Annotated in this window: 17 protein-coding genes; 6 read left to right on the top strand and 11 right to left on the bottom strand. The window is 69.4% G+C overall.

Going from position 1 to position 12041, the window contains the following annotated elements:
- Nucleotides 1–92: 92 nt before the first annotated feature.
- From EV652_RS44035 to EV652_RS15375, 6 genes are all read right to left on the bottom strand, one after another.
- Nucleotides 93–245 carry a hypothetical protein gene (locus EV652_RS44035; RefSeq protein ID WP_158441167.1) on the bottom strand — a complete coding sequence of 51 codons (153 nt, stop codon included), beginning with the start codon at nt 243–245 and terminating at the stop codon, nt 93–95.
- A 13-nt stretch (nt 246–258) separates the two neighbouring features.
- Nucleotides 259–387: a hypothetical protein gene (locus EV652_RS45790; protein WP_255512596.1), complete on the bottom strand. Its 129-nt coding sequence runs from the start codon at nt 385–387 to the stop codon at nt 259–261.
- A gap of 220 nt (nt 388–607) precedes the next feature.
- A complete protein-coding gene (locus EV652_RS44620) occupies nt 608–766 on the bottom strand; it encodes a hypothetical protein (RefSeq protein ID WP_199238204.1) in 159 nt (52 codons plus the stop codon).
- 95 nt (nt 767–861) lie between these two features.
- A complete protein-coding gene (locus EV652_RS15385) occupies nt 862–1569 on the bottom strand; it encodes a GntR family transcriptional regulator (RefSeq protein ID WP_132209813.1) in 708 nt (235 codons plus the stop codon).
- A 7-nt stretch (nt 1570–1576) separates the two neighbouring features.
- Nucleotides 1577–2116 carry a cysteine hydrolase family protein gene (locus EV652_RS15380; RefSeq protein ID WP_132209812.1) on the bottom strand — a complete coding sequence of 180 codons (540 nt, stop codon included), beginning with the start codon at nt 2114–2116 and terminating at the stop codon, nt 1577–1579.
- Entirely contained in the window at nt 2116–3579 is a 1464-nt protein-coding gene (locus EV652_RS15375; protein WP_132209811.1) for a purine-cytosine permease family protein, read from the bottom strand. Before EV652_RS15375 ends, EV652_RS15380 begins: the two co-directional genes overlap by 1 nt.
- A 72-nt stretch (nt 3580–3651) precedes the next feature.
- On the opposite strand from EV652_RS15375, the gene EV652_RS15370 reads away from it, so the two are divergent.
- The 5 genes from EV652_RS15370 (at nt 3652) to EV652_RS15350 (ending at nt 6564) form a co-directional block, all read left to right on the top strand.
- A complete protein-coding gene (locus tag EV652_RS15370; RefSeq protein WP_242001787.1) occupies nt 3652–4506 on the top strand; it encodes an alpha/beta fold hydrolase in 855 nt (284 codons plus the stop codon).
- A 4-nt stretch (nt 4507–4510) separates the two neighbouring features.
- Complete coding sequence (locus EV652_RS15365; protein WP_132209810.1) at nt 4511–5071, top strand: NADH-quinone oxidoreductase subunit B; 561 nt, start codon at nt 4511–4513, stop codon at nt 5069–5071.
- The gene (locus EV652_RS15360) at nt 5068–5793 is read left to right on the top strand and encodes an NADH-quinone oxidoreductase subunit C (RefSeq protein ID WP_132209809.1); all 726 of its coding nucleotides are present in this window, start codon (nt 5068–5070) and stop codon (nt 5791–5793) included. The genes EV652_RS15365 and EV652_RS15360 overlap by 4 nt, the downstream gene beginning before the upstream one ends.
- 81 nt (nt 5794–5874) lie before the next feature.
- Nucleotides 5875–6207 carry a hypothetical protein gene (locus EV652_RS15355; RefSeq protein WP_206752089.1) on the top strand — a complete coding sequence of 111 codons (333 nt, stop codon included), beginning with the start codon at nt 5875–5877 and terminating at the stop codon, nt 6205–6207.
- Nucleotides 6208–6243: 36 nt separating this feature from the next.
- On the top strand, nt 6244–6564 hold the full coding sequence (locus tag EV652_RS15350) for a GNAT family N-acetyltransferase (RefSeq protein ID WP_132209807.1): 321 nt from the start codon (nt 6244–6246) through the stop codon (nt 6562–6564).
- Between the two features lie 16 nt (nt 6565–6580).
- Here the strand turns inward: EV652_RS15350 and EV652_RS15345 are convergent, their stop codons facing one another.
- Nucleotides 6581–7423: an SDR family oxidoreductase gene (locus tag EV652_RS15345; protein WP_132209806.1), complete on the bottom strand. Its 843-nt coding sequence runs from the start codon at nt 7421–7423 to the stop codon at nt 6581–6583.
- An 87-nt stretch (nt 7424–7510) separates the two neighbouring features.
- Here EV652_RS15345 and EV652_RS15340 point away from each other — a divergent pair, with 87 nt between their 5' ends.
- Nucleotides 7511–8458 carry a complex I subunit 1/NuoH family protein gene (locus EV652_RS15340; RefSeq protein WP_132209805.1) on the top strand — a complete coding sequence of 316 codons (948 nt, stop codon included), beginning with the start codon at nt 7511–7513 and terminating at the stop codon, nt 8456–8458.
- 14 nt (nt 8459–8472) lie between these two features.
- Here the strand turns inward: EV652_RS15340 and EV652_RS15335 are convergent, their stop codons facing one another.
- From EV652_RS15335 to EV652_RS15320, 4 genes are read right to left on the bottom strand one after another with little or no spacing between them, the layout of a single operon-like run.
- Nucleotides 8473–9690: an ABC transporter permease gene (locus EV652_RS15335; protein ID WP_132209804.1), complete on the bottom strand. Its 1218-nt coding sequence runs from the start codon at nt 9688–9690 to the stop codon at nt 8473–8475.
- Nucleotides 9687–10352 carry an ABC transporter ATP-binding protein gene (locus EV652_RS15330; RefSeq protein WP_132209803.1) on the bottom strand — a complete coding sequence of 222 codons (666 nt, stop codon included), beginning with the start codon at nt 10350–10352 and terminating at the stop codon, nt 9687–9689. The genes EV652_RS15335 and EV652_RS15330 overlap by 4 nt, the downstream gene beginning before the upstream one ends.
- Nucleotides 10349–11401: a peptidoglycan-binding protein gene (locus EV652_RS15325; protein ID WP_132209802.1), complete on the bottom strand. Its 1053-nt coding sequence runs from the start codon at nt 11399–11401 to the stop codon at nt 10349–10351. The genes EV652_RS15330 and EV652_RS15325 overlap by 4 nt, the downstream gene beginning before the upstream one ends.
- Nucleotides 11401–11931 carry a hypothetical protein gene (locus tag EV652_RS15320; protein WP_242001786.1) on the bottom strand — a complete coding sequence of 177 codons (531 nt, stop codon included), beginning with the start codon at nt 11929–11931 and terminating at the stop codon, nt 11401–11403. The genes EV652_RS15325 and EV652_RS15320 overlap by 1 nt, the downstream gene beginning before the upstream one ends.
- Nucleotides 11932–12041: the final 110 nt, after the last annotated feature.

Raw genomic sequence — 12041 nt, 5'->3', positions numbered from 1 at the left:
AAATCGACGGCAGCCCTTCCGGTGGTCGCCCGTGGCAACGAAAACGCCGTCCCTGACCGGTGCTATCGGGTCAGGGACGGCGGTCCCGGCGGTCATGCCGCGGTGGTGGGTCGGAGGGCCCGGCGAGTGCGCCGCGGCTCGGGCCGCGGGGTGCGCTCCGCGCGCTCCCGGCGGGTCGCCGCCCGGTACTGCCGCTCCTGGCGGTAGGTGGTCTCTGCCTTGATCGACTGAGGTGTCATGAACATGGTGTGCCTCCCTTCAGGCTTTCCGGCTGAACAGGTGGACGAGGTTCCGGCGGGTCCGGGTGTTCCGGTGCTGCCGGAAGTCGCGGCTGAGGCGCTCCCTGCGGTAGTCGACCTCCGCCTTGACGGATTCGTTGGTGAACATCTGGTGTTCCTCCTGGTGTCTGTCGGCTTCCTGCCGATGCCTCAAATCTGCTCGTCTGAGGTGGAGCCCCACATCGGAACTCCTCCCTATCTCCGGTCCTTAGGGGGTCCTAGGGAGTCCGGGTACGGCGTACGGACCGCCTAGGGACCCCTGAAACGAGGCGGCGCGGCCGGCTCCTGGGGAGAGCCGGCCGCGCCGGGGGGTGGGGGACTACGGGGGCTCACGTCGCGGGGCGGGCGCGGAGCTCGGGAGCGCAAGGCTCAGGGGCCTGCTCCTTGGGCTTGCGCTGGAACCAGGACGGGCGCTGGTAGTCGCGCTTGAGCCGCTCCTGCCGGTACTTGATCTCTGCCTGGACGGAGTCGGTCGTGTGGTAGAACATGTCTCCTCCGGGGAGCTTGTCGATGACTAGACAGTGCTCGCCTGAGGAGGGGGGCCACATCGGCACAACTCCCTACGCCCGCAGGGCGGGCGGCCTTAGTGGCCGTAGCTGAGACTTAGCTCGAAATGTTCGGGGTCCAGCAGGCTGTCGGCGTACTCCGCGAAGCTGTCGTCGGCGGTGAAGCTGGTCCGCTCGGTGTGCAGGAACCAGGTCCCCTCCGGGCGGCCAAGCAGCTCGGCCTCGGCGGCATCCAGCGGACGGCCGCGGAGTCGTTGCTCACAGTGATCGAGGTGCAACCCGGCGCGGTGCAGGGTGGCCGTGATCGAGCCGTTCTCGAGCCCCCGGTCGGGCAGGTCGCGTAAGGACTTCAGCGCGGGGATCCGGCTGCGTTCGATCGAGATCGCCGCGCCGGTCGCGAGCTGCCGCAGCCGCTCGATCACGATCACGTCCGGCGCCTTGAGGCCGAGCCGATCGGCCAGGTCCGGGTCCTGTACGAGGGCGATCTTCACCGTCCGCATCCGGGTCTCGACACCCTGTTCGGCCAGCGCGTGCGTCCACCCGAGCCGGCCGTCCAGCGGTCGCCCGTCGAACAGCACGAACGACCCCTTGCCGATCCGGGTGGTGATCAGCCCGTCCTCGGTCAGTACGGCGAGCGCCGAGCGGACCGTGTTGCGGCTGACCGAGAAGCGCTTGGCGAGTTCGATCTCGCCGGGCAGTTGGGCACCCCGCCGTACCAGGCCCGAACGGATCTCCCGGGCCAGGACGGCCGCGATCCGTTCGTGCTTCAGTGCGATCTCGGGCATCGGCGGCTCACTGGTTCAGCGCGCGGACCTGGTCGACGGTGACGATCTCCAGCATCGGCGAGTAGAGCCGCATGATGTCGATCGCCTTCTGGTGGCTCTCCGCGTCGCCGCCGGCGCAGGCGTCCTCGACCACCTGGACGTAGATCCCCGCGTCCACCGCGGCGAGCGCGGTGGTGATCACGCAGCAGTCCGTGGACACGCCGCCAAGGACCAGGTGCCCGCCGGGCCCGACCGCCTCGGCGAGCTCGGGACCCCACTTGCCGAACGTGGGTTTGTCCAGCGTCGGCACACCCTTGAACTCGTCGACCAACTGGTAGTCCTCGGAGTCCGGCGGCTGCAGTGCGAACGGGTAGACCTCGTAGTACGTCGCCCAGGAACCGGCTGGTTTCTCCGGTGCCACGAACCGGGTGAAGATCACCTTCGGGGAGAGCAGGTCGACCAGTTGCCGTGCCGGTTTGACCACCCGCTGGAACTCCGGCGCGGCCCAGGCCGAGTCCGGGGCGGCGAAGATCCGCTGCAGGTCGATCAGCGCGAGAACCGGCGCCATCACGCCACCGTTTCCTGCTTGCGTACGGCGGACTTCCCGCCGGCCAACTGGACGACGAAGCCGGCCACCAGGGCGAACAGCACACCCAGGTTCGCGTAGGCCCAGGCCCCTTCCTTGCCGCCGAGACCGAACGGCTCGAGCAGGTACCCCTGCCAGGTCAGCCAGGACGCCAGCGTGTTCGTGACCAGGCCCCAACCGATGCCGGTGGCAACGATCATGGTGATCACCGGCAGCCATCGCACGTCGCCGTACCGGCCGCGCGGGTCGTAGAGGTCGGCGTCGGCGTAGTCGCGCCGGCGGGTCGCGAGGTCGGCGAGCATGATGCCGCACCAGGCCGCGACCGGGACGCCGAGCGTGATCAGGAAGCCCTGGAACTCGGCGAGGAACTCGTCGCCGTAGAAGACCACGTAGACGGTCCCGGCGATCATCACCAGACCGTCGATGAACGCGGCGACGTACCGGGGTACAGGCAGTCCGAGCGACAATAGGGCCAGGCCGGACGAGTAGATGTCGAGGACGGCGCCGCCGACCAGGCCGAGGACGGCGACGAGCACGAACGGGACCAGGAACCAGGTCGGCAACGCCTCCGCGAGGGCACCGATCGGGTCGGCGGCGATCGCGCTGCTCAGCTCGGTCGAGGAACCGGCCAGCAGGAGTCCGAAGCCGAACAGGATCACCGGGGCGACGGACGCCCCGAAGGTGGTCCAGCCGACCACGCCGGCGCCGGACGACTGCCGCGGGAGGTAGCGCGAGTAGTCCGCGGCCAGGTTCACCCAGCCGAGCCCGAAGCCGGTCATCAGGAACACCAGCGCGCCGATCATCTGCTGGCTCGAGCCGCTCGGCAGCCCGGACACCGTGGTCCAGTTGATCTGGTCGGCGACCAGGATGATGTACACGATGGTGAGGACGCCGGTGACGATCGTGATCACGGTCTGCGCCCGCATGATCAGGTCGAACCCGAGCACGCCGCAAGCCACGATCAGTACGCCGACGACGAGCAATGCGATCAGCTTGGTCAGATCGCCGCCGCCCCAGCCGAGCCGCTCGAACACCGTCGCGGTCGCGAGGGTCGCCAGGATGGTCAGCACCGTCTCCCAGCCGACCGTCAGCAACCAGGACACCAGCGAGGGAAGCTTGTTGCCCCGGACGCCGAACGCGGCCCGGCTGAGCACCATCGTCGGCGCCGAACCACGCTTGCCGGCCAGCGAGATCAGCCCGCAGAGCAGGAACGAGAACACGATGCCGATCAGGCCGGCGATCAGCGCCTGCCAGAACGAGATACCGAACCCGAGCGCGAACGCGCCGTAGCTCAGACCGAGGACCGAGACGTTCGCCCCGAACCACGGCCAGAACAGCTGACTGGGCCGGCCCTTCCGTTCCTCGTCCGCGATCACGTTCAGCCCGTTGCTCTCCACCGCGAGCGCCCGCGACTCCGGTCCCCGCACCTCAAGCTGATCGGCCATGCCGTCTCCAACCGAATGAACCTGTCCAGTCCTGTTCAATCACGGTAGGCCTGGGCGCGTGGGTGGTCAAGAATGAGCGGCATGCTGAGTAGCGCGGTGGACGGGTTCACGCTGGCGTACGACCGGGACGGGGACGGACCGAGCGTGGTGTTGCTGCACGGGTGGCCGGGCGATCGGACCGACTATCGCCGGTTGGCGCCGATGCTGGTCGAGCGCGGGTTCGAGGTGGTGGTGCCCGATTTGCGCGGGTTCGGGGAGTCGGACAAGCCGCTGGTGGATCCCGCGCAGTACGGCGTCGCCGGCCAGGGGCGGAGCGTGGTCGGGCTGATCGAGGAACTCGGGCTCGAGCGTCCGGTGCTCGCCGGGTACGACGTCGGCAGCCGGATCGCGCAGGGGATCGCCCGGAGCAGACCCGATCTGGTCCGCGGCATGGTGGTGGCGCCGCCGTTGCCGGGGATCGGGAAGCGGGTGTTCTCCGAGCACGCGCAGGCGGAGTTCTGGTACCAGGCCTTTCACAAGCTGCCGGTGATCGAGGAGTTGATCGACGGGAATCCGGACGCGGTCCGGTCGTACCTGCGGCACTTCTGGACCCACTGGTCCGGGCCCGCGTTCGAGCCGGAGCTGGATCACCTGGTCGAGGTCTACTCGGCGCCGGGTGCGTTCACGGCATCGATCAACTGGTACCGGGCGGGCGCGGGCTCGGTCGCCACGTCGGCCGCCGAGACGGCGCCGGCCCGGTACGACCGGATCGGCGTACCGACGGTGGTGTTGTGGCCCGAGTTCGATCCGCTGTTCCCCCGGGCGTGGTCGGATCGGCTGGACGACTTCTTCAGCGACGAACGGCTCCGGTTCGTCGACGGGGTCGGACACTACGCGCCGCTGGAATACCCGGAGGTGCTCGCGGAGGAGATTGTCGGACTAGGCTGAGGCCATGGCCCAGACCGAGCTGCCGTTGCCGATCGTGCGGCCGGATGTGGGTGCGCTGGCGAAGCTCGCACCCGAGCCGGTCCGGTACCTGCTGAACTGGGGCCGCAAGTACTCCCTCTGGGTGTTCAACTTCGGCCTCGCCTGCTGCGCGATCGAGTTCATCGCCGCGTCGATGGGCCGGCACGACTTCATCCGGCTCGGGGTGATCCCGTTCGCGCCCGGGCCGCGGCAGGCCGACCTGATGGTGGTGTCGGGCACCGTGACGGACAAGATGGCGCCGGCGATCAAGCGGCTCTACGACCAGATGCCGGAGCCGAAGTACGTCATCTCGTTCGGCTCCTGCTCGAACTCCGGCGGCCCGTACTGGGACTCCTACTGCGTGACCAAGGGTGTCGACCAGATCATCCCGGTCGACGTCTACGTGCCCGGCTGCCCGCCGCGGCCCGAGGCGTTGCTGCAGGGAATCCTCAAACTGCAGGAGAAGATCGCCGGCGAGAACATGACGAGCCGGTACGACGAGCCGTCCGCGGCGGCGCTCACCCGCGACCTGGTGACGCCGCAGTGAGCACGGACGCCCTCGAGACGCTGACCGATGCGGGGATCGCCGCGACGCAGGCCGACAGCTTCGGTCCGCTGGCGATCGACGTACCGACGGAGTCGTGGGTCGCCGCGCACGAGATGCTGCGCGATGCCGTCGGGCTGACGTTCTTCGACTTTCTGACCGCCAGCGACGAGCTCACCGACGGGTTCCGGGTGGTGTCGCATCTGGCCGATTTCTGGGGCGGGGCGCACGTCGAGCACCTGCTGGTGCGGACGCTGATCCCGCGGGACAAGCCGGTTCTGCCGACGTTGTCCGACCTGTACGCCGGGGCCAACTGGCACGAGCGTGAGACGCACGAGATGTTCGGCATCACCTTCGCGGACCATCCGAACCTTCTTCCGCTGCTGCTTCCCGACGGCTTCGAGGGCAACCCGTTGCGCAAGGAGTTCATCCTCGCCTCCCGGGTCGCCAAACCCTGGCCCGGCGCGAAAGAGCCGGGGGAGTCGGACCACGCTCCCGCTCACGGTGCGCCCAGCCGGCGGCGCACGCTGCCGCCCGGTGTGCCGGACCCGGACACCTGGGGTCCGCGGCCGCCCGGCTCACCCGATCCGGATCCGTTGGCGCCCGCTCAGGCGGCGGCCACCCCGGCCCGACCTCGCCGAGGCGGCGCGGAACGCCGTACCCGCAAACAGGCCGAGGCGCCTCCCGCGACCGAACAACCACCTGCGGCCGAGCCCGAGTCGTGATCCCGACCGCAGCGGTTCGCGCCGGGGCAGCCGGCCGAGTCGATGCTCAACCACTGGGTGCCTGTCGGTGACATGGGCGTCATGCTCAGCATGCGCTTCGAGGGCTTGGATCCCACCAAACCTTTCGTCGACGCGACGCCGATGAGCCGGTCACCCCGTACGACGGACCTACCCGCGCTCGCCACCGCCGCACTAAAGGCCTACGGCATCCACCACCCGCGCTATCTCCGCCTGTGGAGCGCCGAGCCGCGCATCCGTGGTACCCATCCCGACCGCCGGTTCCTGGCTGCGCCGGTCAGTGAGTTGCAGCCTCGCGACGTACCTCCTGAGCTCGCACTGACCCGTGCTGCGAGTGTCGACCACTACGACGAGGCGCAGCGGGCGTACGACGCGGTGGACGCCGCTCACCCGTAGCACCGGCAGCAGGCGGCTCTCCAAGACCGCGACGACCTGCAGGAGGCGGCCGACGCGGGCCTGCTGTTCGACGTCACCGTGAACGGCGAGTGGGCCGGCTACGTTTCGGCGACCCTCGACAGCTCGAACAGCATCGGCCTCCCGACGTACGTCGTCCAGGAACTGATCCTCACCCCGGCCCATCGAGGCCATGGCTACGGCCCGCACCTCAGCACGCTCCTGGCCGCGTCCCTCCCCGACCGAACCCGCATCCTCACCGGCACCATCCACGCCGCCAACACCGGCGCCCGCGCCGCCGCCCTCACAGCCGGCCGCCACGACATCGGCGGCTGGCTTCAGCTCCCGCTGGCGGGGTGAAGTAGAGGGCCGCCCTTCAGCTCGCGAGTTCCGCCGCGGGGAGAATGCGGAACTCGTCGGCGTGTTCGTCGGCCCATTGGGCGAAGGTGAGGGCGGGCCGGCCGGTGAGTTCGGGGACTGTGGTGGTGACTGGTTCGGGGTTGTCGACCAGCGAGGCCCAGTAGGTGACTGAGCTCTCGGCGAGGGCTGGGTCAGCGCCCAGATCGAGCATCGCCTGGCGGGCTTCGGCCGGGGAGAGGTCCTCGACCCGCATCTGCTTGCCGACGGCCCGCGCGATGGTTTGTACCTGTTCGGCCTGGGTCAGGACCTCGGGCCCGGTGAGGTCGTAGGTCTGGCCGATGTGCCGGTCGTTCAGGAGGGTGAGTACGGCGACCGCCGCGATGTCTCGCTCGTGGATGAGGGAGCGCCCGGCCTGGGGATACGGCAGCCGGACGACGTCGCCGGTCCGGAACTCCTCGGCCCAGCCTTGTGCGTTGACCGCGAAGCCGCCTGGCCGGACGAAGGTCCAGTCCTTGCCCGCCCGGCGCAGCAGCTCCTCGACATCGCCCCACACGCCGCCGGACGATGCGTTCAACGAGGACAGGTACACCACTCGCTTCGGCAGCTCCGCGACGATCGGCTCAGCCCCCTCAGCGCTGAACGACGGCCACAACAGGAAGGCCGCGTCCACATCGGCCGCAGCGCGTCGTACAGCGGCTGGGTCGTAGATGTCGCCCTGGATCAGTTCGACGTCCGGTGGCAGGCCGGCCAGATCCGGCGTACGGACCAAGGCCCGGACCGTCGCGCCGGCGGCTCGCAGGCCGGCCACGACATGCCGGCCGACGCGCCCGGTGGCCCCGGTGACGAGAACGGTGGTCATCTGCTAAAGCTCCTTCGCTAGGTAACACACCCCACCCTTCGGCCTGAACCTTGGTTGAGGTCAAGTCGGAGTCGGTAGGGTGCCGTCATGGTCGAGTTCGTGGTGCGGGTGGTGGGCGTCGTGGTCGCCTTCCTGGTGGCGCCCCTGCTGGTCGGTCAGGCCGAGCACAAGGTGATGGCGCACATGCAGTCGCGGCTCGGCCCGATGTACGCCGGGGCGTTCCACGGCTGGGCCCAGCTGGTCGCGGACGGCGTGAAGTTCGTGCAGAAGGAGAGCGTGGTCCCGGCCGCCGCGGACCGGCGCGTGTTCGAGTGGGCCCCGATCGTCGCGATCCTGCCCTACCTGGCCGCGATGGCCGCGATCCCGCTCGCCCCCGGCATCGTCGGCGCGGACCTCGACTCCGGCCTGTTCTTCGTGCTGGCCGTGATGAGCATCGGCGTGCTTGGTTCGCTGATGGCCGGCTGGGGCAGTGGCAACAAGTACAGCCTGCTCGGCGGTCTCCGGGTCGCCGCGCAGCTGATGAGCTACGAGCTGCCGTTCGTGCTCACCGCGGCAAGCGTCGCGGTCGCGGCGGGTTCGCTGAGCCTCACCGGCATCGCGGAGGCGTGGAACCCGTGGTGGCTGCTCTGGCAGCTGCCCGGCCTGATCGTGTTCTTCATCGCCGGACTGGCCGAGCTGCAGCGGCCGCCGTTCGACATGCCGGTCGCGGACTCCGAGGTCATCTTCGGCCCGTACACCGAGTACACCGGCCTCCGGTTCGCGATGTTCCTGCTGGCCGAGTACGCCGGCATCGTCGTCCTGGCCGGCCTCACCACGGTGTTGTTCCTCGGGGGCTGGAGTGGGCCCGGGCCGGATTCGATCGGCTGGATCTGGTCGATCCTGAAGGTGGCGTTCGTGTCGCTGGTGGTGATCTGGGTGCGGGTCTCGTTCCCGCGGATGCGCGCCGACCAGTTGCAGAAGCTCGCCTGGCAGGCCCTCGTGCCGGTGGCGCTGCTCCAGCTCGCGCTCACCGGCATCGGGGTCACCATCTTCTAAGGGGTTGCCAGTTTCTAAGGGGTTGCCAGGGCTTCGGTCGGCGACAGCCGGGATGCTCGGATCGCCGGGTAGAGGCCGGCCAGGCCGCCGATCACCAGGGTGGCCGCGATCCCGCCGGCCAGGGCCCACAGCGGGATCACCGTCAGCCAGTTCTGGTACGACGCATAACCCCCGCTGACCCCGGATCCGAGGATCGCTCCGCCGACTCCGCCGAGTGCGGACAACAGCAGCGACTCGGTCAGGAACTGGGTCCGGATCTGACCCCGGGTCGCGCCGAGCGACCGCCGCAACCCGATCTCCGCCCGACGCTCCAGCACCGAGATCACCATGATGTTCGCGACCCCGACGCCGCCGACGAGCAGCGCGACCGCGCCGAGCCCGAGCAGCAGCCCGGTGAACGCTTCCCCCGCGGCCTGCTTCGCGGCGAGCGCGTCCGACGGCCGGGACACCTCGACCTCGTTCGGCGCCTCTGGGTTGGCCGTTGCCCCGAGCACCGATCGCACGGCCTCCACCTGAGCGTCGGCCGACCGGGTGTAGATGGTGGTCGGGTGCTGGTCGAAGTCCAGCGTGTTCTCCGCCGCGGGCCAGCCCATCAGCGCGGCGCTGTCCAGCTCCGGAGCCAGTGCCGCCGGCTCGAGGATGCCGAGCACCGTGAACCACTTGTTGCCGATCAGCACCTGCGTGTCCGGACCCGCGCGGGTGATCCCGAGCCGCTCGGCGGCGCTCGCCCCGAGCACGGTCGCCGGGTAGCGGCCGGTCGCCGTGTCGATCCACTTGCCGCTGCGGACCACCGCGCCGATCGTGTCCAGCAGGTTGGTCCGGGCGGCGTACGCGATGATTCCGTTCGTCTCGACCGCCGGGATCTTCTTGCTCCGGTAGACGGATGCGTCGTCGACCCGGCCGACCGCCGACTGTGCCTGGACCGGCGCGATCCGGCCGACCATCGCCTCCGCGGTGAGCGGTAGCTGGGCCTGTTCGCCGGTCAGCCGGGTGCCCGGCGCGACCGTCAGCAGATTGGTGCCCAGGGCATCGAGCTGGCCGTCCAGCTCGGCCCGCGACGAGGACGAGATGCCGACCACCGAGACCATCGCCGCGATCCCGATCGCGATCCCCAGTGCGGACAGGAAGGCCCGCATCGGCCGCGTCCGCAGCCCGACCGCCCCGACCCGGACGACGTCGCGCGGCCAGAGTTTCGCCGGCTTCAGTTCGGCGTTCCCGTGCGAGCCGGTCACGAGAGCACCTCCTCGAGGATCCGGCCGTCGCGCATCCGGACCTGCCGGGGGAGCGACGCCGCGATGTCGCGGTCGTGCGTGATGATGACAACCGTCGTACCGGCCGCGTGCAGATCGCGCAGCAACTGCATCACCCCTGCACCCGAGGCTGAGTCCAGCGCGCCTGTCGGTTCATCGGCCAGCAGTACGGCGGGCTCACCTGCGACCGCCCGGGCCACGGCGACCCGTTGCCGCTCACCACCGGAGAGCTCATGCGGTTCGTGGTCCATCCGATGTCCGAGTCCGACCCGCTCCAAGGCGGCCGCCGCGCGTTTCCGTCGTACGGACGGCCGCAAACCGGAGTACAGAAGCCCGTCCGCCACGTTGTCTATTGCCCGGGTGCCGGCTGCCAGATGGAACTGCTGGAAGACGAACCCGATCCGGGTCGCCCGCAACGCGGACAGACCCGAGTCGGTCAACCGCGCCACGTCGTACCGGTCGATCCGGACCGTGCCGGTGGACGGCCGGTCCAGGGTGCCGAGGACGTTGAGCATCGTCGACTTGCCCGAGCCGGACGGTCCGACGATCGCGACCAGTTCGCCGCGGTCGATCCGCAGGCTGACCCCGCCGAGGGCCGCGACACCGCCCGGGTACACCTTGGTCACCTCGGTCAGTTCGATCACTTCGGGATCCCCACCACTGTGCCGGCCTTGATCCCGGTCCCGCTGATCTCGACCTGCCCGCCGGCGAACAGCCCGGTCTTCACCGGCACGTAGTGTGACGCCGTACCGTCGGAGACCTCGACGCCGAAACCGCCCTCGCGCAGGGCGACCAGCGCGGACACCGGGACGGTCAGCACGTTCTTGCGTTCCGACGCGGTGAAGGTGACGTCGACGGAGGCCAGTGACCAGGCGGCCACCGCCTTCTGGTTGTCGATGGCAACGATCACCTCGACCTTGGTCTCCGGGTCCTTGTCCGGACTCTCGGCCGGGATGATCACCGTCGACACGTTCTCCACCCGGCCGGGCACGGTGGCACTGTCCGGGAGGGTGACGTCGACCTTCGCGTTCGGCTTCGCGAGGCGCTGGTCCGCGGCGTCGAGCTGGACGGTGACGGCCTTCGTGGTGCCGGTGTAGGTGAGGATGTTCTGATTCGGGCCGATCGGTGTGCCCTCCTGCGCCTCCACACTGTCCACCCGGATGTGACCCGGTGCGAACAGGACACTGCCGAGCTCAACGACACCTGTCTCGTCCAGGCCGAGGTCCTCCTGCCACTCCTCGACGGCCTCGGCTGTGGCGTCGGTGTACTCGTCGTCGACGGTGAAGCCGGTGTAGCCCATCGCACTGAGGTTCTGCTCGAGCTGCAGCACGTCCGTACCCTCGCTGCCGTCTGCGAGCTTCCTGTACGCCGGCAGAGCGCCGTACATGAGAGTGGTGGGCTTGTTGTCGACGCTGTAGACGGTATGGCCGCGTCGGAACTCCTGTCCGCTGTCGGGTACGCCGGTAATCGTTCCGGCGGTGCGGTTGACCGCGGCGGACGTCGTACCGAAGCCGAGCTCGCCGTCCGCCGTCTCGGTGTCCTTGAGCGTCTGCTGCGCGACTTTGGCGGTGTTGACGGGGACTGCGGCGGCTGTCTGGTCTGCTGCCTGGCTGGTGTCGCCCCGGTTCACCAGGAAGGCACTCGCTGCCCCTCCGGCGGCCAGGACGACCACAGCGGTCAAAGCTCGACGCATCACTTACCTGCCAGGATGGGCTGGCAGGCGTCCTGCGCCTTCTGGAAGTCGGGGTCGTCACCGACACCCGGGCCGATCATGATGCCGCGCTGACCCGGCTTGGGGTCCGGGAACTTCTCCACGCCGTTCTTCCGCATGCACTCGGCGAACTTGCGGCCGTTCTCCTCCTGCTGCGGGTTCGGCGTGCCCTGGCCCTGCGGGTTGTACTGCTTGCAGGCCTCCATCGCCTTGTCGACCTGCTCCCTGCCGACGCCGAAGTTCTTGTCGAACTTGAGCATCGGACCCTTGCCCGGCTCGGGGTCCGGCACGTTCAGGCCCTGCTCCCGCAGGCACTGGGTGAACTTGATCGCCATCTCGTCCCGGCTCAGGCTGGGCGGCGCGCTGCTGGGAGCGGTCTCCTGCGCCTGCGCCCCGGTACCCGACGCCACCTGGTTGTCGGGTTCCTCCGAGCCGCAGCCGGTCAGCAGTACGGCGGCCGCAAACATCGCCGCGGCCAGGGTGGTCTTGCCCCGAGAAATCTCGTACAGCACGCTTGTCTCCTTCGAGTCGTTTGGGAGGCAAGCCTTCGCCGCGGGCCGTTTCCGTGCCGTTTCCAGGCGCGATAACACGGAGGAAACACCGGCGTCGGGGATCATGGGTG

Origin of the sequence: Kribbella steppae, assembly GCF_004342025.1 — a bacterium.
Classification (GTDB): Bacteria; Actinomycetota; Actinomycetes; order Propionibacteriales; family Kribbellaceae; genus Kribbella; species Kribbella steppae.
The sequence above is the reverse complement of the archived record's forward strand: the minus strand, read 5'-3'. Positions and strand labels throughout refer to the sequence as shown.

Coding starts and splice junctions, on each gene's coding strand:
- EV652_RS45790 (WP_255512596.1), bottom strand. CDS start 387: ATGTTCACCAACGAATCCGTCAAGGCGGAGGTCGACTACCGCAGGGAG.
- EV652_RS44620 (WP_199238204.1), bottom strand. CDS start 766: ATGTTCTACCACACGACCGACTCCGTCCAGGCAGAGATCAAGTACCGG.
- EV652_RS44035 (WP_158441167.1), bottom strand. CDS start 245: ATGTTCATGACACCTCAGTCGATCAAGGCAGAGACCACCTACCGCCAG.
- EV652_RS15385 (WP_132209813.1), bottom strand. CDS start 1,569: ATGCCCGAGATCGCACTGAAGCACGAACGGATCGCGGCCGTCCTGGCC.
- EV652_RS15375 (WP_132209811.1), bottom strand. CDS start 3,579: ATGGCCGATCAGCTTGAGGTGCGGGGACCGGAGTCGCGGGCGCTCGCG.
- EV652_RS15355 (WP_206752089.1), top strand. CDS start 5,875: ATGCTCAGCATGCGCTTCGAGGGCTTGGATCCCACCAAACCTTTCGTC.
- EV652_RS15325 (WP_132209802.1), bottom strand. CDS start 11,401: ATGCGTCGAGCTTTGACCGCTGTGGTCGTCCTGGCCGCCGGAGGGGCA.
- EV652_RS15340 (WP_132209805.1), top strand. CDS start 7,511: ATGGTCGAGTTCGTGGTGCGGGTGGTGGGCGTCGTGGTCGCCTTCCTG.
- EV652_RS15365 (WP_132209810.1), top strand. CDS start 4,511: ATGGCCCAGACCGAGCTGCCGTTGCCGATCGTGCGGCCGGATGTGGGT.
- EV652_RS15370 (WP_242001787.1), top strand. CDS start 3,652: ATGAGCGGCATGCTGAGTAGCGCGGTGGACGGGTTCACGCTGGCGTAC.
- EV652_RS15345 (WP_132209806.1), bottom strand. CDS start 7,423: ATGACCACCGTTCTCGTCACCGGGGCCACCGGGCGCGTCGGCCGGCAT.
- EV652_RS15380 (WP_132209812.1), bottom strand. CDS start 2,116: ATGGCGCCGGTTCTCGCGCTGATCGACCTGCAGCGGATCTTCGCCGCC.